The 20640-nt window shown below is 38.4% G+C and carries 10 protein-coding genes; all 10 read left to right on the top strand.

The window, feature by feature from the left end; translation table 11 throughout:
• Positions 1-228: 228 nt before the first annotated feature.
• The 10 genes from EM308_RS01390 to EM308_RS01345 all read left to right on the top strand — a co-directional run bounded on the left by EM308_RS01390 (position 229) and on the right by EM308_RS01345 (position 20535).
• Entirely contained in the window at positions 229-1146 is a 918-nt protein-coding gene (locus EM308_RS01390; RefSeq protein ID WP_035637117.1) for a glycoside hydrolase family 43 protein, read from the top strand.
• A gap of 77 nt (positions 1147-1223) precedes the next feature.
• Positions 1224-3101, top strand: coding sequence for a six-hairpin glycosidase (locus EM308_RS01385; RefSeq protein ID WP_035637119.1), 1878 nt, complete (start codon positions 1224-1226; stop codon positions 3099-3101).
• A 181-nt stretch (positions 3102-3282) separates the two neighbouring features.
• Positions 3283-6111, top strand: coding sequence for a glycoside hydrolase family 78 protein (locus EM308_RS01380; protein ID WP_231560011.1), 2829 nt, complete (start codon positions 3283-3285; stop codon positions 6109-6111).
• Positions 6112-6256: 145 nt separating this feature from the next.
• A complete protein-coding gene (locus EM308_RS01375; protein ID WP_035637121.1) occupies positions 6257-7684 on the top strand; it encodes a glucuronyl esterase domain-containing protein in 1428 nt (475 codons plus the stop codon).
• A gap of 210 nt (positions 7685-7894) precedes the next feature.
• Positions 7895-10360: a glycoside hydrolase family 95 protein gene (locus tag EM308_RS01370; protein WP_035637123.1), complete on the top strand. Its 2466-nt coding sequence runs from the start codon at positions 7895-7897 to the stop codon at positions 10358-10360.
• Positions 10361-10775: 415 nt separating this feature from the next.
• The gene (locus EM308_RS01365; protein WP_035637126.1) at positions 10776-12338 is read left to right on the top strand and encodes an MGH1-like glycoside hydrolase domain-containing protein; all 1563 of its coding nucleotides are present in this window, start codon (positions 10776-10778) and stop codon (positions 12336-12338) included.
• A 166-nt stretch (positions 12339-12504) separates the two neighbouring features.
• The gene (locus EM308_RS01360) at positions 12505-15258 is read left to right on the top strand and encodes a glycoside hydrolase family 78 protein (RefSeq protein WP_035637130.1); all 2754 of its coding nucleotides are present in this window, start codon (positions 12505-12507) and stop codon (positions 15256-15258) included.
• A gap of 186 nt (positions 15259-15444) precedes the next feature.
• Entirely contained in the window at positions 15445-16593 is a 1149-nt protein-coding gene (locus tag EM308_RS01355; RefSeq protein ID WP_035637132.1) for a sialidase family protein, read from the top strand.
• A gap of 172 nt (positions 16594-16765) precedes the next feature.
• Positions 16766-17659, top strand: coding sequence for a sugar phosphate isomerase/epimerase family protein (locus tag EM308_RS01350; RefSeq protein ID WP_035637135.1), 894 nt, complete (start codon positions 16766-16768; stop codon positions 17657-17659).
• Positions 17660-17802: 143 nt separating this feature from the next.
• A complete protein-coding gene (locus EM308_RS01345; RefSeq protein WP_051877777.1) occupies positions 17803-20535 on the top strand; it encodes an alpha-d-galacturonidase in 2733 nt (910 codons plus the stop codon).
• Positions 20536-20640: the final 105 nt, after the last annotated feature.

Genomic DNA, 20640 nt, shown 5'->3' with positions numbered 1-20640 from the left:
AATTTCGGAAGATGAGCAAGACAATATTCGGCTGATTTTTTCCACAATATTGTCATTCCGACGGAGGAGGAATCTCCGTTAGAAGCTCGACCAAGATTTGTGGATTATGATTGCGGAGATTCCTCCTCCGTCGGAATGACAAAACAAGTCGGTTTAGACACGATAAAATAATTGCTGCATTCTTTCGAAATTTATGTTTTGGAAACCTTGCAGAATAAAAACATAACGATGAGAAAAATATTTATTATACTAACGCTTTCACTTTTTGCGGTAAGCTACTCCCAGAAAAAAAAGGAAATTTTTCTTTTCACATCTTTCAGGGAACCAGCGACCGAAGGTTTATATCTTGCCTACAGTGAAGATGGCTACAACTGGAAAGGTTTGCAGGGTTCATTTCTAAAACCCGAAATTGGTGCCAGCAAAATAATGCGTGACCCATCAATCACCAAAGGAGGAGATGGAACCTATCATTTGGTTTGGACAACCGACTGGAAAGGCGGAAACGGTTTTGGATACGCGAGTTCCAAAGATTTGATTCATTGGTCAAAACAAGAATATATTCCCGTGATGAAAAACGAGCCTGATGTTGTAAACGTTTGGGCACCGGAGATTTTTTATGATGATGTAAAAAAAGAATACATCATTATTTGGGCATCGACAATTCCATTCCGATTTCCTAAAGGGGTCGAAGAAGAAAAAAACAACCACCGAATGTATTACGTAACTACCAAGGATTTCAAAACCTTTTCGGATACAAAATTGTATTATGATCCCGGATTTAGTGTGATTGACTGTGTGATTGTCAAAAAAGGGAAAAAGGATTATGTCTTGGTTCTAAAAGATAATACGAGACCAATGCGAAACATAAAAGTAGCTTTCGGAAAATCGCCTTTGGGGCCTTTCGAAAAAAGTTCACAGCCATTGACAGAATATTTATCTGAAGGACCAACGGTGGTAAAAGTCGGTAAAAATTGGCTGCTGTATTACGATAATTACGGCTCCAAAAATTACAAAGCTTTAAGCACTTCGGATTTTGTGCATTTCGAAGATGTGTCATCAAAAATAAGCCTTCCCGAAGGACACAAACACGGAACGATTACAACCATTTCCGAAGACGTTTTAAAAGGATTAATTGAAAAGAAATAATTTATTTTCAGTAGACCTAACAGGTTTCAAAAACATGTTAGGTCTCATAAAAGTTATCAAAAAAACACTTAAGAACAATGATCGCTTTACAAAAAATTAAAACCAATGTCGTAACAGCAACAACCATTTTGTTAAGCTGTGTTGCAGTCAATTCGGCGCAAGCCCAACAAGACACCATTCGTTATACCGGCAAAACGTTGTCCAATGTTGATTACCATCACGGGCAGTTAAGTCCTGCCGTTGGAGTTCATGCCACGCAGATTATGCGTGCGAGTAGAGAGCATAAAGAAAAAGCCGATGATTTTGGATGGACATACAACCACCAACCTATGATGGCGTATTGGAATAATACTTTTTATCTGCATTATTTAAGCGACCCATCGGGAGAACACATTCCGCCGAGTCAGACTTTTTTGATGACTTCTAAGGATGGAGTAACCTGGACAAAACCGAAAGTTCTTTTCCCGATTTACCGAGTTCCAGACGGATTTAAAAAAGAAGGAGTTGAAGGAGTTGCCAAAGACTTGGACGCTATTATGCATCAGCGAATGGGATTTTATGTTTCATCGGATAACAGATTGTTGTCTTTGGGGTATTATGGAGTGGCATTGGACAAAAAAGATGATCCAAACGACGGAAAAGGAATTGGTCGTGTTGTGAGAGAAATTTATAAGAATGGATCTTTTGGACCAATTTATTATATCCGATATAATAAAACGGTAAACCCAATTCCGGCAACTTATCCTTTTTATAAAGAAAGCAAAGACAAGAAATTCATCAAAGCTTGTGATGAGTTATTGTCCAAACCTTTGATGATGCAGCAATGGGTCGAAGAAGCAGATAGAGACGATGAATTGATTCCCCTAAAAAAGCAATACAAAGCCTTTAGTTATTACCATTTGCCAAACGGAAACGTAGTTGGTTTATGGAAATTTGCCTTGACTTCGATAAGTAAGGACGAAGGGAAAACCTGGGAATACACGCCACTGAGAGCTCCTGGTTTTGTAAACAGTAATGCCAAAATATGGGGACAAAAAACATCTGATAATCGTTTTGCAACTGTTTATAACCCATCCGAATACCGTTGGCCATTGGCAATTTCAACTAGTGATGACGGATTGAATTATAAAGATTTATTGCTTGTTCATGGCGAAATCAGTCCGATGCGTTACGGAGGAAATTATAAATCGGCTGGACCGCAATACGTTCGTGGAATTCTCGAAGGAAACGGAACTCCGCCAGACGGAAAACTGTGGGTGGGTTACAGCATGAACAAAGAAGATATTTGGGTGGCTTCTATTCCGGTTCCTGTAACCAGCGAAGTCAAAGAAAATGTAAATGATGTTTTTAATGATTTGCCAAACGGTGATGAATTAAAATTATGGAATACCTATGATTTGTCTTGGGCATCGACTAAAATAGAAAAGAAAAAAGACGGTCAAAAATGGCTGACGCTAAGAGATCAGGACTATTTTGATTATTCTCGAGCAGAGCGTGTGATACCTTTTGCCAAAAAAATGGAAGCGACTTTTACCATAAAACCGGAACAAAATAATCACGGATTGCTTCAGGTTGAATTCCAAAACAAACAAGGACTTCCTGCGATTCGTATTGTTTTCGATTCGGATGGGGAAATAAAAGTTAAACACGGTGCCCGTCATGGCGGAATAGGCAAATATGAAGCTGGAAAAGAATACACCGTTACAGTAAAACTAGATGTCACTTCCCGTTCTTATACAGTGAAAGTGAATGATGGCAAAGAAACACCTAAGATATTTTATGCACCGGTAGATGGCATTTCGCGCATTATGTTCCGTACGGGTGAACAACGTTATACGCCAAATGCCGACACTGAACCTGACACACCAGATTTTACAGATTTACCGGACACCGGAAAATTAATCCCAGAAGCTGTTTTTAATATTAAATCGTTGGTTACTAAAAAAATACAATAGTTTTTACCATTAAGAAATTAAGGAAATTAAGTTGAATGCTTAATACAAACATAATTTTTAGAATAAAGAAGCTGACTCTTAATATGACTTAATCTCTTAATGGTTCAATAAAAAATATTAAGAAAATTTAGTTGAAAGCTTAATGGAACTTAATTATAAGAAATAAAAAAGTCAACGCTTAATGCAACTTAATATCTTAATGGTTCAATTAAAAATACACGGAGTGAATAGTTCAAAAACCATATTATCCTTCATTTTTCTTTTTTTTGTTTTCGTTTCTAACGGACAAATTTCTGCTGAACATTTAAAGTGCGAAATGGACGTAAATCCTTTGGCAGTAAACACAAACCAACCGAGATTAAGCTGGCAATTGGTTTCCAAGGAATCAAATGTGTCGCAAACCGCCTATCAAATTTTGGTTGCTTCATCGGCAGAAAAACTGCAGAAAAATAAAGCCGATGTTTGGAATAGCGGAAAAGTAATTTCCAATAAAAATCTTCAGATAACTTTTGGTGGAAGCCCATTAAAAAGCGAAACCAAATACTTCTGGAAAGTCAAAGTTTGGAATCAAAAAGATAAGGCTTCGATCTGGAGCAAAACAGCTTCTTTTCGAATTGCACCTTCAGAAACGGAATTGAAACCCATTTGGATTGGAGCGATTACCAAAGCGGATAGTCATTTGCCGGAAGGCCGAAATTACCATACAGCTACTTTCAACAAAGAGAAAAAAGCCTCTCTTATCAATGCTTCAGATTCGTTGTCACGAAGAAGTATTATGCTTCGAAAACCATTTTTGGTAAGCAAAAAAATCAAAGAAGCTGTAGTTTATATTTCTGGTTTGGGTCATTACGAATTAACCATTAACGGAAAAAAAGTTGGTAACAGCGAGTTTGCACCGTTATGGACAGATTACGATAAAACGGTTAATTACAACACTTATGAATTATCGGCAAATCAATTAAAGAAAGGCGAAAATGTAGTTGGTGTTTTGTTAGGCAACGGAATGTACAATACGCTTGCCGAACGTTACTCGAAGTTTTATGTAAGTTTTGGTCCACCGACTTTATTTTTCAAAATGAAAGTTGTCTATAAAGACGGTTCTGAGGAAATCATAAAATCCGATGAAAGCTGGAAATACAGCAAAAGCCCAATTACGTACAACAGCATTTTTGGAGGCGAGGATTATAACGCCAATTTGGAACAAAAAGGTTGGGATTCTAAAGGATTTAATGATGCTAGTTGGAAAAAAGTTATCGTTCAGGAAGCGCCAAAAGGGACTTTAAGACCTCAGACGACTTCACCAATTATTGTGCAAAAAAAGTACGAAGTCAAAGACGCCAAAGAGCTGAAACCTAATTTCTATATTTTTAATATGGGGCAAAATCTTTCGGGATTTACCAGTATAAAAGTCAAAGGAAAGAAAGGTCAAACTGTTCGTGTTTGGGTTGGAGAAAGCCTAAATGAAGACGGAACTGTCGGACAGGGAAAAACTGGAAAACCGTATTATTACGACTATACGTTGAAAGGCGAAGGTGTTGAAGAATGGACGCCAAAATTCAGTTATTACGGTTTTCAATATGTGCAGATTGAAAACATCAATTATAAAGATACCAAAGACGCAAATCTGCCAACCTTACTAGATTTAAAATCAAATTTTATTTATAATTCAGCTGGAGAAGCGGGAACTTTTGAGTGTTCAAATGACATTTACAATAAAACCCACATACTGATTAATAATGCCATAAAAAGTAATTTTCAAAGTGTTTTTACCGATTGTCCGCAACGCGAAAAATTAGGTTGGATAGAGGAAATTCATTTGAATGGTCCGGGATTATTTTTCAATTACAATCTCGAAAGTTTTATTCCGGCGACAATGCAAAACATTTCGGATTCACAGCGTGATACTGGTTTGATTCCAACGATTGTTCCTGAATATGTAGTTTTTGGGGGTGATTTCACTGATTCACCAGAATGGGGAGTGACCGGTGTAATTTTGCCTTGGATGTACTACGAGTATTATGGCGATGCTTCTTTGCTCGAAAAATATTATTCTGTAATGAAAAAATATGTGGATTATTTGGGAACAAAAGCCACCAATCACATCGTTTCGCACGGATTGGGCGATTGGTACGATTATGGGACACACGCGGCAGGATATTCAAAAAACAGTCCGATAGCGCTTTCGGCGACTTCGCATTATTTTTATGGGGCAAGTTTGGTTGCAAAAGCTGCAAAATTGCTGAATAAAACAGAAGATATTTCAAAATATGAAACTTTGACTTCAGACATAAAAAAGGCATTTAACGACAAATTTTTTAATCCCGAAACCAAACAATACGGGACAAACAGCCAATTCTGTAATGCCGTTCCCATTTTTATGGACATCGTAGAACCGAAGTACAAACAGGCAGTGATGCAAAATTTATTGGCAGACATCAAAGCAAAAGGCGACCGATTGACAACGGGCGATGTTGGAAATCGTTATTTGTTTCAGGCTTTGGCACAAAACGGAGAAAACGAAACGATGTACAAAATGACCAATCATTATGATGCGCCGGGTTATGGTTTTCAGATAAAATTTGGCTTGACGACTTTGACTGAGCAATGGGATCCACGCAAAGGAAATTCGTGGAATCATTTTATGATGGGACAAATTGAAGAATGGTTTTATCAAAGTCTTGCCGGAATTGTTGCGGATGAAGAAAATCCGGGGTTCAAACATTTCTTTATTCAGCCGGAAATTGTGGGAGATATGACTTTTGCGAAAGCGACTTACCAATCGATTTACGGAAAAATTGCATCGGCTTGGGAGAAAAAAGATGGAAAATTAATCCTGAAAGTGGAGATTCCCGCCAATACATCGGCGACGATAAAATTGCCTGTTTCTAAGGATACAACGATTATGGTAAACGGGAAATTGGCAGAGAAAACCAATCAAGGTTTTGATGAAAATCAAAAGAAATCCACCTTGAAATTAGGATCAGGAATTTATACAATAGAATGTAAATAAAAATTGAATTGCCTCCAGCTTTAGCTGGATGGCTAAAAAATATCAGAGAATAAGGCTTTAGCCAAATTGAGTTTTGGCTAAAGCCAATTTTAGAAATCAATTAGTTTCCTCCAGCTAAAGCAGGAGGCAAATAAAAAAAACAGTAATGAAAAATTTAAAAAACCTAACACTTATTTTACTTGTCTCAATCTTTAGTTTGACGTTTTCGAATGCTCAAAGCACATCGGATACTAATTTTAGAAAACCGGTGACTGAAACCATCAAAAAGATTGAAACTGTTTTTCATATAACCGTTGTCGATGACAGAGGTTTATTGAAAGGAAAAGAATTGGATTATGCCGATTGGCGAATTGAACAAGGGAATTTGGAAGTTTCTTTGGCTAATATTTTGGTTCCTTTTGAATTGACTTATTTCAAACAACCCGATGGAACGTATCAAATCCGAAAATATGAAAATCATAAAGTTTCGGTCGATAAAGGAAAAGAACGTTTACAATATTTAACGACTTTGTATTCGAATGTTTCCGATTGGGAAGCACGCAAAAAAGAAATAAAAGCCTGTATGATTACGTCTTTTGGTTTGGACAAAACGCCGGCAATGCCAAAGTCAAAGCCCATTTTGACTCCAAAAAGAATTTACAAAGATTACAGCGTAGAGAATATCGCGTTGGAAATTCTTCCGGGCGTTTACACAACGGGTTCTATTTATAAGCCGTATCCTTTAGACAAAAAATCAGCGGTTATCTTAACTCCCGATGGACATTTTGGCGACGGAAGATACCGAAAAGACGAGCAGTATCGTTGTGCTATGATGGCCAAAATGGGAGCCATCGTAGTGAGTTACGATTTGTTTGCTTGGGGCGAATCATTGCTTCAATTTCCAACTGAAACGCACCGAAACAGTATTGCATCTACCGTTCAGGTGTTGAGTGGAATGCGATTGTTGGATTATTTATCGACTCAAAAAAATGTGGATATGTCCCGTGTAGGCGTTACTGGAGGTTCCGGCGGAGGTTCGCATACCATGTTTTTGGGCGCTTTAGACGACAGGGTTACGGTTACTGCTCCGGTGGTGATGGTTTCCTGTCATTTCTCCGGTGGATGTCCTTGCGAAAGCGGTCGCGGTATTCACCTTTGCGGAAGCGGAACCAATAATGCCGAAATCTCAGCAATGATGGCTCCAAAACCACAATTGATTGTTTCTGATGGAAAAGACTGGACGCTGGCTGTTCCCGAATTGGAATTTCCTTTTATTCAGAGAACTTACGGATTGTACGGAAAAAAAGATTTGGTTGAAAATGTTCATTTACCGAATGAAGGGCATGATTTTGGTGTTTCAAAACGCATGGCTTTGTATCCGTTTATGGCAAAGTATTTAGGTTTGGATTTGAATAAAGTGAAAAATGCCAAAGGCGAAATCGACGAGTCAACTTGTGTGATTGAGCCTTACGATAAATTATATGTTTTTGGCAACAAAGCCGAAAATTTGCCTAAAAATGCTCTGAAAGACATTAATAAATTATATGAAATGTTCGGAGAAAAAAATGAAAAAGTTTACGAGGTTAAGAAGTAAATTGATAGCCACGACTCGAGCGTTAGCGAATAGGCGTAGCAATTCACGAATTTTATTTTTAACCACAGATTAATAAGATTCACACAGATTTATTTAAGTATAAAAAAAATCCAAATAATCCTTTTAATCTGTGGCTAAACAAATTTGAGAAATTAAACACAATCTCGAATTAGAATCAATTCGTGAATTCGTGGCAAAAAAAAATAAAATATGAAATTGAAAAATAAAATAACCGCAATCTGTTTCGGAATTGTTTCATTTGCGACAACGGCGCAAAACAACAGCGAACTAAAACTTTGGTACGATAAACCGGCAACCATTTGGAACGAAGCTTTGCCTTTGGGTAATGGTCGATTGGGTGCTATGGTCTTTGGAGATCCATCGGTAGAGCGTTTGCAATTGAACGAAGAAACCATTTGGGCAGGCTCGCCAAACAGCAATGCACATACAAAATCAATTGAAGCTTTGCCAAAAGTAAGACAACTTATTTTTGAAAGTAAATTTGATGAAGCACAGGATTTGGCTACTCGTGATATCATGTCGCAAACTAATGACGGAATGCCGTATCAAACTTTTGGGAGCGTTTATATTTCGTTTCTGGGACATCAGAAATACACCAATTATTACCGCGATTTAAATATTGGTGATGCTACGGCAAAAGTAAAATACACGGTAAACGGAGTTGAGTTTACAAGAGAAATATTGACTGATTTTTCCAATCAGGTGATTGCAGTAAAATTATCGGCGAGTCAGCCGGGACAAATTACCTGTAATGTTTTTATGAACAGCCCGATTGACAAAACAGTTTCCTCGACCGAAGGGAACCAAATAATCCTTTCTGGTGTTGGAACCAATTTTGAAGGCGTAAAAGGAAAAGTAAAATTTCAAGGAAGATTGGCTGCACAAAATAGAGGCGGTGAAGTTTCGGCAAGCAATGGAATTTTGAGCATCAACAAAGCCGATGAGGTGACATTGTACATTTCGATAGCAACTAATTTCAAAAATTATCAGGACATCAGCGAAGATGAAGTGGTGAAAAGCAAATCGTATTTGGAGAAAGCATTACCAAAAAGTTTTGATGAAATTAAAAAAGCGCACGTAGCCTATTACCAAAAATTCTTCAACAGAGTTTCATTGGATTTAGGCGTTAATGATTTGGTTGCCAAACCAACAAACGAGCGAATTCGTGATTTCTCAAAACAATATGATCCACAATTGGCGAGTTTGTATTTTCAGTTTGGACGTTATTTATTGATTTCTAGTTCGCAACCGGGTGGTCAGCCTGCCAATTTACAAGGGATTTGGAACGATATGGTGACTCCGCCTTGGGACAGTAAATACACAACTAATATCAATGCCGAGATGAATTATTGGCCGGCTGAGGTAACAAATCTTTCCGAAATGCACGAGCCTTTTATACAAATGGCAAAAGAGTTGAGTATAACAGGTGCCGAAACTGCAAAAATGATGTACAATGCGAGCGGTTGGGTTTTGCATCACAACACCGATATTTGGCGCGTAACAGCTCCCGTGGATTCCGCCGCTTCAGGAATGTGGCCTACAGGTGGCGCTTGGGTTTGTCAGGATTTATGGGAAAGATATTTGTACACCGGGGATAAAAAATACTTAGCAGAAATTTATCCAATTATTAAAGGAGCGGCAAGTTTCTTTTTGGATTTCATGATTATGGATCCAAACACGGGTTATTTGGTAGTTGTCCCGTCAGTTTCTCCTGAGAACACGCACGCCGGAGGTACTGGAAAAGCAACGATTGCATCGGGAACTACGATGGATAATCAGTTGGTTTTTGATTTGTTTACCCATACAATGGAAGCTTCGGCTTTGGTTTCGCCAGATCCGGCTTTTACAAAAAAAATAAGTGATGCTTTGGCAAAAATGCCTCCGATGAGAATAGGGCAATACAATCAATTACAGGAATGGCAGAACGATTGGGATAACCCAAAAGACAATCACCGACACGTTTCGCATTTGTACGGATTGTTTCCGAGTAATCAAATTTCGCCAATTAAAACTCCTGAATTATTTGAAGCGGCCAAGCAATCGCTGATTTACAGAACCGATGAATCTACAGGTTGGTCTATGGGGTGGAAAGTGAATTTATGGGCTCGTTTATTGGACGGAAACCATGCTTATAAATTGATTCAAGATCAGTTGCATTTGGTTACTGCAGAGCAAAAAAAGGGTGGCGGAACGTATCCGAATATGCTTGATGCACACCAACCTTTTCAGATTGACGGAAACTTTGGCTGTACTGCTGGAATTGCCGAAATGCTGATGCAGTCTCAGGAAGATGCAATTCAGTTATTACCAGCTTTACCAAGTGTTTGGAAAAACGGAAGCATCAAAGGTTTGGTAGCCAGAGGAGGATTTGTGATTGATATGACTTGGAAAAATAATAAGGTTTCGACGTTAAAAATTTATTCTAAAATAGGAGGAAACTGCCGATTGAAATTGGAAAACAATTTAAAAGCCCAAAAAGGGACATCGATAAAAAAAGCCAACGGCAAAAACCCGAATCCGTTGTTTTATGATGTAGAAGTGAAAAAACCGATTATTTCGGATAAAGCTAGTTTGAAACAAGTTGAGTTGCCGAAGTATAATGTTTATGATGTGAATATGAAAGCGGGTCAGACGTATAGTTTTTCGGCGAATTAAAAAAAGGAAACACAAATTACACAGATTTATACAAATTGTTGAATCTGTTGATTTCGTAATCCTAACAGGTTTTTAAAACCTGTTAGGTCTAGATGTTGAGTCTAGTTTGTCATTCCGACGGAGGAGGAATCACACAAGTTGAGCACTCATTGTTGTGGAATATGGGATGCGATTCCTCCTCCGTCGGAATGACAAAAAGGGAAGAAAAAATATCAAACCTACAAGGTCAAAAAAGACCTTGCAGGAGAAGAAATAGGATTGTTAGTCCGCGTGAGTGATGGCAGTGGAGCTCTTTTTTCTTTGCATAGCCCAGGGTTTAAACCCTGGGCTATGCAAAGAAAAAAAGCGGGAACGTACAGCACGACCCGAAGTTTTTCACGAAGGGGCACGCCCAAAAAATTAAAATAATTTGAATATGAATTTTAAATACAAAATAATAGCTTTTGTAATTCTGATTTCTGCTTTGAACAGCAGTTGTAAATCAGGATCAGGACATTCGCAAAAAAGCCAAGCAGTCATTTTAAAAGCCGAAAATTACAAGCATTATGTTGATTATTTCAACGCGATGGAAGACGAGAATTTGAAATTTGTGATTCCAAATGACAGTGCGTGGACTTGGATGAAAAAGAACGTTCCGTTGTTTGAATGTCCACAGCAAAACTTTGAGGAGATTTATTATTTCCGTTGGTGGAGCGCACGTAAACACATCAAGAAAACGCCACAGGGATTTGCAATTACTGAGTTTTTGGTGGACCGTTCCTATGCCGACAAGTATAATATGATTGCCTGTGCGGTTGGACATCACATCAATGAGTTCCGTTGGGTGCACGACCCGCAATACATTGAGCAAGATGTAAAATTATGGTACCGCGGGAACGACGGAAAACCAATGAACAAATTATACAAATTTAGCAGCTGGACAGCCGATGCTTTGTACAACCGATATTTGGTGAATTATGACAAAACGTTTTTGTTGGACATGTATCCGGACATGATTACCGATTATGCGGTTTGGGAAAAAGACCGTCAGCGCAAAGATGGTTTGTTTTGGCAACATGATGTAAAAGACGGAATGGAAGAATCCTTGAGTGGCGGGCGAAAAGTACAAAATGCGCGTCCGACGATCAACAGTTATATGTATGGAAATGCTGTGGCGATTGCAAAAATGGCCGAAATGAAAGGTGATAAAGATGTGAAAGCAAAATTTGAAGTCAAAGCAAATGACTTGAAACAATTGGTTGAAACCAAATTATGGAATTCGAAAGCGGAGTTTTTTGAAACTTTTACAGAGAAAGATACTTTGGCTCAGGTGAGAGAAGCGATTGGATTTATTCCTTGGTATTTTAATTTACCAGAAAAAAACAAAGGTTTCGAAAAAGCTTGGGAACAAATTAAGGATGAAAAAGGGTTTTCGGCGCCTTTTGGTTTGACAACAGCAGAACGAAGAAGTCCACGTTTTAGAACGCACGGAACCGGAACTTGTGAATGGGACGGAGCGATTTGGCCTTTTGCGAGTTCGCAGACTTTGACGGCTCTGGCAAATGTTTTGAATAATTACGATCAGAATTTTGTTGCCAAAACCGATTATTTTAAGCAAATGAGTTTGTATGTAGAATCACAGTATTTTCACGGAAAACCTTATTTGGGAGAGTATCTAGATGAAACCACAGGTTATTGGTTAATGGGCGAAAGGGAGCGAAGCCGTTATTATAATCACTCAACTTTTAATGATTTGGTGATTACGGGATTGGTTGGTTTACGCCCGAGAGCCGATGAAAAAATTGAGGCAAATCCGTTGATTCCGCAGGACAAATGGGATTGGTTTTGTTTGGATAATGTCTTGTACCACGGAAATATCATCACAATTCTTTGGGATAAAACCGGAGAGAAATATCATAAAGGAAAAGGCTTTAGAATTTTTAAAAACGGAAAGGAAATTGCTGTTTCTGAGAAATTGGAGCGAATAGTTTCGAATTAAATTGTTTACGGGTTTTCCTTCCCATTTGTATGAATTGACAAAAATGAGAATAAAAAATCTGCGTAAATCTGCGAAGTCTGTGCGAAAAAATTTAGCACGCAGACTTCGCAGACTTTCTCAGAAAAAAGTATAAGAATCTTTTAAAGCAGTGACAAAAAATACAACTATGAAAAAAATATTTTTATCTACATTCATTCTAATTGCGTCGGTCTGTTTTTCTTTGGCGAAAGCCCAAAACAAAATCAGCGTTACCAATCTGCAATGCGAAATGCTGAACAATCCCGAAGGCATTGATGTTTTGCGACCTCGTTTGAGCTGGCAGATAAAGTCGGATGTGAATGATGTAAAACAAACCGCCTATCAAATTCTAATCGCTTCGACATTGGAAAACCTGAACGCGAACAAAGCCGATTTATGGGATAGCGGAAAAGTAAACAGCGATGAATCGGTTAATGTTGTTTATAAAGGAAAAAAGTTAAAAGATAGACAAAATGCGTTTTGGAAAGTAATCGTTTTTACGAATAAAGGAGAAGCAAAATCAATAGAAAATGCACATTTCAGCATCGGGATTTTAACCTATGCCGACTGGAAATCGACTCGTTGGATTGGGTATGAAAAATTGTCGAAAGACGATAGTATTTCTCAATTCTCAAAGTTGTCAGCACGTTATTTGAGAAAAGAAATCAATCTAAAAAAACAGGTCAAAAACGCCAAGGTGTATATTATGGGGATGGGCTTGTACGAGCTGTATATTAACGGAAATAAAATTGGTGACCAAGTTTTGGCGCCTGTTCCGACGGATTACACCAAAAACGTAAAATACAATGTTTTTGATGTGACTTCTCAACTGAAAGAAGGCAAAAATATGTTGGGAACGATTTTAGGAAACGGACGATTTTTTGCGATGCGTCAGGATTACAAGCCGTATAAAATCAAATCATTTGGTTTGCCAAAAATGGCTTTGCAGTTGTTTGTCGAATATACCGACGGAACGAGTGAAGTCATTAGAACAGATGACACTTGGAAACTGACCACCGAAGGACCGATTTTGGCTAACAATGAATATGACGGCGAGGAATACGATGCCCGCAAGGAAATGAAAGGCTGGAACACGACCAATTTTGATGATAAAAACTGGGTAAATGCGAGATATGTTCAGGAACCGGGCGGTTTTTATGAAGCGCAAATGACGCCGAATATGAAAATTAAAGGCGAGGTAAAACCAATTTCGATTAAAGCGACTGCGAAAGGAACTTACATTCTTGATATGGGGCAGAATATGGTGGGCTGGTTGCAACTGAAAATAAAAGGAAAAAGTGGCGACCAAGTCACGATGAAATTTGCCGAGTCGTTGCAGGCCGATGGTTCGTTGTACATTGCCAATTTGCGTGATGCAAAAACGACTGATATTTATACGCTGAAAGGTGAAGGTGAAGAAATTTGGGAGCCGAGATTTATATTTCACGGTTTTAGATTTGTAGAAATTTCTGGTTTTCCGGGTAAGCCAACTTTGGATAATTTCGTTGGAAAAGTGGTTTACGATGATATGAAAACCACCGGAACTTTTGAATCTTCAAATGCGACTATGAACCAGATTTTCAAAAATGCATGGTGGGGAATCAGCGGAAATTACAAAGGAATGCCTCTCGATTGTCCGCAACGAAACGAGCGTCAGCCTTGGTTGGGAGACAGAACGACGGGTGCTTATGGAGAAAGTTTTCTGTTCAACAACCAAACGTTGTATGCCAAATGGCTTGATGATATTAAATATTCTCAAACGCAAGACGGAGGGTTGCCTGATGTGGCGCCGGCTTTTTGGCGTTATTACGGTGATAATGTGACCTGGCCGGGAACGTATATCACGGTTGCCGATATGTTGTATCAGCAATTTGGTGATCAGGAAGTGATTAAAAAACAATATCATTCCATGAAAAAATGGATGGTGTACATGGAGGAAAATTATCTGCAAAATGATTTAATGGACAAGGATAAATATGGCGATTGGTGCGTTCCGCCGGAATCATTAGAGTTGATTCGTTCCAAAGATCCAGCCCGCTTAACGGACGGACAATTGTTGTCGAGTGCGTTTTATTATCAGCTTTTAGGCATCATGAAAAAGTTTGCCAAGATCTCAAATGCCGAATCCGATATTGCGTATTACGATGATTTGGCAGTGCGAATCAAAAAAGCTTTTAATACCAAATTTTTTAATGCTGCGACCAATACGTATGCGAATAATACGGTTACAGCCAATTTGTTGCCGTTGTATTTCGGAATCGTTCCTGAAGATATAAAAGAGAAAGTTTTCCAAAATATGGTACACGAAATTGAAGTAAACAAAAACGGGCACATCAGTACGGGAGTAATCGGAACGCAGTTTTTGATGCGAACACTGACAAATTTTGGCAGAGGAGATTTGGCCTTCAAATTAGCTTCGAATAAAACGTATCCAAGTTGGGGATTTATGGTCGAAAATGGAGCTACGACCATTTGGGAATTATGGAACGGAAACACCGCAGACCCATCAATGAATTCGCAAAATCACGTAATGCTTTTGGGTGATTTATTGATTTGGTACTACGAAAATATGGCGGGAATCAAGAGCAATCCCGAAACGCCGGGCTTTAAACAAATCATTATGAAACCGGATTTCAATGCGGGACTGACTTATGTAAATGCTTCTTATGAATCGATTTACGGTCTGATAAAAAGTGATTGGAAGAAAAATAAAAGTGCTTTAGAATGGAAAATTACCATTCCAGCAAACAGTTCTGCGGTAGTTTATTTGCCAACAAATAATGCTTCATCTGTGATGGTGAATAATCAAAAACTAACTCAGCTTTCAACTTTTTTTAAAATTGAAAAAAATAATCTTGTCTTGAATTTACCGTCTGGCACCTATATTTTGAATGTAAAATAATTTATAAAACTTTGTGTATTTTATTGTAAATCAAAGTTTTGATGTTAAATTTATGTCAATTTTTTTCAACACAGGACGGTACAGGTTACTTCGTTATTTTTTTAGTGTTATTTTTACACTTAATATGTAGAAGTGCACCATTTTTTTGGTGTTTAATTTTATCTGATAATATAAAAAAAATAAATAATGAAACTCAAACACATAACTATTACCCTTTTTGGACTGTTGCTTTTGGGAAGTTGTAAACCTTCTTTGGAAAAAAAGACATGGAAAGAAGGAATTCTGGTAGATGAATTTATATACGACAAAGCACCTTATCCATCCTGTCATGCAGTGACGATTGTGGAAGCGACCAATGGAGATTTAGTGGCTTCCTGGTTTGGAGGAACTGCAGAAAGAAATCCGGATGTATGTATTTATGTAGCTATAAAACCCAAAGGGACTGATAAATGGACTGAAGGAGTGAAAGTAGCCGATGGAGTAATGCCAGACGGCACACGATTTCCAACTTGGAATCCTGTTTTGTACCAAATTCCGGGTGGAGATTTGATGTTGTTTTATAAAATAGGACCAAAACCAGCGGAATGGTGGGGTGTAATTAGAACTTCTTCAGATGGTGGAAAAACCTGGTCTGAAGCCAAAAATATGCCAAGCAAAGATTTCTTGGGGCCAATCAAAAACAAACCGGTTTTATTGAGCAACGGAACGCTTTTGTGTCCTTCCAGTATAGAAGGCGATGGATGGAGACTCCGTATGGAATTTACTCCAGATTTCGGAAAGACTTGGGTTATGGGCGATACTTTGTCAAGAGGAAAACAAAAAATCAATGCCATCCAGCCTAGTATTCTGTTCCATAAAGACGGAAGTATTCAGGCGATTGGAAGAACCAGAAACAGAGCTATTTTCAGCACTTTTTCTAAAGATAACGGAAAAACCTGGTCAGATTTAGAGTTGATTGGGTTGCCAAATAACAACTCTGGAACGGATGCTGTAACGCTTAAAAACGGAAAGCATTTATTGGTTTACAACCACGTTTTGCCTCCCGGAACCGAAGCCAAAGGGCCAAGAACACCACTTAATGTTTCGATTTCTAATGATGGAATCCATTGGAATGCTGCTTTGGTTTTGGAAGATTCAAAAATCAGTCAATATTCTTATCCATCTATGATTCAGAGTTCAGACGGAATGGTTCATATTGTTTACACCTGGAGAAGAGAAAAACTGAAATATGTAAAAATTGATCCAAGCAAATTGGTGGCTCTTCCAATCAAAAACGGAATCTGGCCTGGTGAAGAAGGAAAGGTTGTGAAAGCTGTGAAAGCAGAGGAAGATTAAATTATAAATGAACTATTAAGATATTAAGAAGATTAAGTGTAAGGCTTGATTTTCTAAATGTCTTAAAGTCAAAAATAAGAAGAGTAAAATTATAAATGAACCATTAAGATATTAAGTTTTATTAAGTGTAACGCTTAATTTTCTTAATATCTTAATGGTAAAATAAAGGAATATGAAGTCAACTTATTTTAAAAGAAACGATATTGTTTTATTTCTTGCTGTTTTGTGCGGTACTTTCAATGGTACAATTTCTGCACAATCATCAAAAAAGCAACAATATAAAGTGGCAGTTTGCGATTGGATGATTTTAAAAAGGCAAAAACTCGGCGCTTTTGCATTAGCTGGCGAAATAAAGGCAGACGGAATTGAACTCGATATGGGAGGTTTGGGAAATCGTCCCACTTTTGATAGCAAATTGGGTGACCCTGTAGAAAGACAAAAGTTTTTGGATGCATCCAAAGAATTGAATGTTGGCATCAGTTCGATTGCGATGTCCGGTTTTTATGCACAGTCTTTTGCAAAAAGAGAAACAGTGACTCAAATGGTTGATGACTGTATCATGACCATGAAAAACATGAATGTCAAAGTCGCTTACCTGCCATTGGGGACTCAATGTGATTTGTCTAAAAATCCAGAATTGCGTCCAATAGTTGTTGAAAGACTAAAATGGGCTGGAAAACAAGTCGGGAAAATTGGAGGCGTTATCGCTATTGAAACGTCACTGAACGCGACGGAGGAGAAAAAACTATTGGAAGAAATAGGTTCAAAACACATTAAAAGTTCGTTCAATTTTGCGAATGCGGTTGATAATGGAAGGGACATTGCCACCGAGTTAAAGATTTTGGGCAAAAAACATTTGGCACAAATTCACGCTTCCAATACGGATAATGTCTGGTTAGAAAATGATAAAGCCATTGATATCCCAAAAATCAAAAAAACACTAGACGAAATGAAATGGAGTGGCTGGCTTATTGTAGAGCGTTCGCGAGATGTGACACAAGTGCACAACGTAAAGGTAAATTACGGTGCAAATGTTGCTTATTTGAAGAAAATTTTTCAGAATTAGAAAATATGTTTCCTCATTTTTGTCATTTCGACGAAGGAGAAATCTCAGTATGCTGAATCCTTAATACTTGATTAACTGTGATGAGATTCCTCGTTCCTCGGAATGACAAACTTGGCGGGATTGTTTAATAAAATAAAAACACAATGAAATATTTAAGCTTACTTTTTTTAGGATTATGTGCCACTTTTGCTACAGCGCAAAACATCACAATCGTTCGTGATGCCAATGCGCCAAGAACAGAATTCGGAGCACAAAAATTGTCAGAAGCGGTAACTGCCAAAGGGTTCAAAGTGGCTTTTGTAGACAAAGCACCAAAAAAATCGAACGACAAAGTAATCATTATTGGTGAAAAAGGAACCGATTTTTGGAAACAAAATTCCAAAAATACTGTTATTGATGACAGCAAGTTGACAAAAAAAGAAGGTTTCCAAATCCGTTCTAATAAGAACTTTATTTTCATCGAAGGAACAGATGCTACTGGCGTGTTATATGGTGCTTTAGAATTGACTGACCGTATTAAATCTTCAGGCGAAATTCCATCAGAAATAAATATAGAAGACAGTCCCGAAATGGTGCTGAGAGGTTCTTGCATCGGACTCCAAAAACCGGTTTATCTTCCCGGAAGAGATGTTTATGAATATCCATATACACCAGAATCTTTTCCTTGGTTTTATGATAAAAAACTCTGGACAGAATATCTGGATATGATGGTCGAAAACCGTCTGAATTCTTTGTATTTGTGGAATGGACACCCTTTTGCTTCTTTGGTGAAACTAAAAGATTATCCCTTTGCGCTTGAAGTAAGTGAAGAGGATTTCAAAAAAAATGAAGAAATCTTCAAATTCCTAACCGAAGAAGCCAACAAAAGAGGAATTTGGGTAATTCAAATGTTTTATAACATCATCGTTTCAAAACCTTTTGCGGAGCATTATGGTATAAAAACGCAGGATCGTTCACGTCCAATCACTCCCGAAATAGCCGATTACACAAGGAAATCAATCGCCGCTTTTATAGAGAAATACCCAAATGTAGGATTGTTGGTTTGTCTGGGAGAAGCCATCAACACTATTGATGATGATGTGGAATGGTTCACCAAAACCATTATTCCGGGCGTTCAGGATGGAATGAAAGCCTTAGGACAAACGCAGGAACCGCCAATTATTTTGAGATCTCACGATACCGATGCGCCTGCTGTAATGGCAAAAGCATTGCCTATTTACAAAAATTTGTATACGATGAGTAAGTATAATGGCGAGTCTTTGACCACTTATACGCCTGGCGGGCCTTGGGGAGAAACGCATAAACAGCTGAGTTCGTTGGGTTCTATTCATATCGAAAACGTACATATTTTGGCAAATTTGGAACCTTTCCGTTACGGATCTCCGGACTTTATCCAGAAAACGGTGAATGCAATGCACACTGCCCACGGAGCCAATGCGTTGCATTTATATCCCCAAGCATCTTACTGGGACTGGCCTTACACGGCAGATAAAACCAAAACAGGCGAACGATTACTTGAAATGGATCGCGATTGGATTTGGTACAAAGCCTGGGCAAGATACGCTTGGAATTGCAAAAGAGATAGAGATCAGGAAATTAAGTATTGGGCTCAGTTGCTGACAGATAAATATGGAACCAATGAAGAAGCTTCAAATAACATCCGAAAAGCTTATGAAGAAGCGGGAGAAATTGCTCCAAAAACGTTAAGACGTTTTGGAATCACCGAAGGAAACCGTCAGACTTTATTATTAGGAATGTTTGAAAGCCAACTAGTGAATCCGTCGAAATGGCGTGTATATCCAGGTTTCCACGAATCTTGTGGGCCAGTGGGCGAATTACTTTTGGAGTATGCCAAAAAAGAATGGAACAAAGAACCGCATGTGGGTGAATTACCAACGCAAATTATTGCCGAAATCACAGAACACGGAAGATTGGCAGTTGAAGCAATTGACAAAGCCGAAGCAAGCGTAACCAGAGACAAAGAAGAATTTCTGCGTCTGAAAAACGATATGCATGCTTATAAAGCTTTTGCCGATTTCTTTTCGGAAAAAGTAAAAGCGGCCATATTGGTTTTGCGTTACAGTTATTCTAATGATATTTCGGATTTGGACAAAGCCTTGCCACATTTGGAAAAAAGCATTGAATGTTATCAAACTTTGGTTAATTTGACCAAAGATCATTATTTGTACGCCAACAGTATGCAGACCGCACAACGCCGAATCCCAATTGGAGGAGACGATGGAAATAACAAAACCTGGGCCGAATTACTGCCACATTACGAACGTGAGTTGGCTAATTTTAAACGAAATCTAGAGCTGCTGAAATCCTCAAAAGACGGTAAAATTGTAACCAAAGATGGCAAACCTTGGAAAACTGCCGAAGTGACTTTGTTGAGCGAAAGCAAAGGAGCTTATGCAGTCAAAAATGGAACAAAAGTATATAACACACCAATTTCGGAATTTACAAAAGTAGCTCCCGAATTGCAGAATCTAAAAGGAATTGCATTCGACGAAACGGAGCAAAACGAAAAAGGAACGCATCTGAAATTCAAAAACACTAAAGCGGTAAAACTGGTTGTTGGTTATTTCAATTCTGACCAAAAAAGATTTTTATTTCCGCCAAGTTTGGAGACCGATGCCGCCGGAAATGCTTATGGTCAGGCCGAAGTGATTTTGGCAAGCGCAATGAATTTAAAAGAATTACCACGAATAAACGTTCACACTTATACCTTTCAGCCCGGTGAAAACAAATTGGATTTGGGCAAAGGAAGAGTCTTGATTTTAGGCTTTATAGATGCGAACCAAACCATTACAACCCGGGATGTGGGTTATATTGACGAAGGCGAAAAAGGAGCAGTAGATTGGTTGTTTTATTAGAATAATGTGGGCGTGACCCTCCGTAAAAACTACGGGTCCGGGCTATTCGCTATTTCTTTTGTGGCGAACCCCGCCACAAAAGGATGCCGCTACTATCCCTCACGC

This window comes from Flavobacterium gilvum (assembly GCF_001761465.1).
Lineage (GTDB): Bacteria > Bacteroidota > Bacteroidia > Flavobacteriales > Flavobacteriaceae > Flavobacterium > Flavobacterium gilvum.
This window is presented reverse-complemented; position numbering and strand designations above follow the sequence as displayed.

Excerpts from the sequence above, each read along its gene's own strand:
- EM308_RS01390 (WP_035637117.1), top strand. The coding sequence starts at position 229 with ATGAGAAAAATATTTATTATACTAACGCTTTCACTTTTTGCGGTAAGC.
- EM308_RS01355 (WP_035637132.1), top strand. The coding sequence starts at position 15,445 with ATGAAACTCAAACACATAACTATTACCCTTTTTGGACTGTTGCTTTTG.
- EM308_RS01365 (WP_035637126.1), top strand. The coding sequence starts at position 10,776 with ATGAATTTTAAATACAAAATAATAGCTTTTGTAATTCTGATTTCTGCT.
- EM308_RS01350 (WP_035637135.1), top strand. The coding sequence starts at position 16,766 with ATGAAGTCAACTTATTTTAAAAGAAACGATATTGTTTTATTTCTTGCT.
- EM308_RS01375 (WP_035637121.1), top strand. The coding sequence starts at position 6,257 with ATGAAAAATTTAAAAAACCTAACACTTATTTTACTTGTCTCAATCTTT.
- EM308_RS01380 (WP_231560011.1), top strand. The coding sequence starts at position 3,283 with ATGCAACTTAATATCTTAATGGTTCAATTAAAAATACACGGAGTGAAT.
- EM308_RS01370 (WP_035637123.1), top strand. The coding sequence starts at position 7,895 with ATGAAATTGAAAAATAAAATAACCGCAATCTGTTTCGGAATTGTTTCA.
- EM308_RS01385 (WP_035637119.1), top strand. The coding sequence starts at position 1,224 with ATGATCGCTTTACAAAAAATTAAAACCAATGTCGTAACAGCAACAACC.
- EM308_RS01360 (WP_035637130.1), top strand. The coding sequence starts at position 12,505 with ATGAAAAAAATATTTTTATCTACATTCATTCTAATTGCGTCGGTCTGT.
- EM308_RS01345 (WP_051877777.1), top strand. The coding sequence starts at position 17,803 with ATGAAATATTTAAGCTTACTTTTTTTAGGATTATGTGCCACTTTTGCT.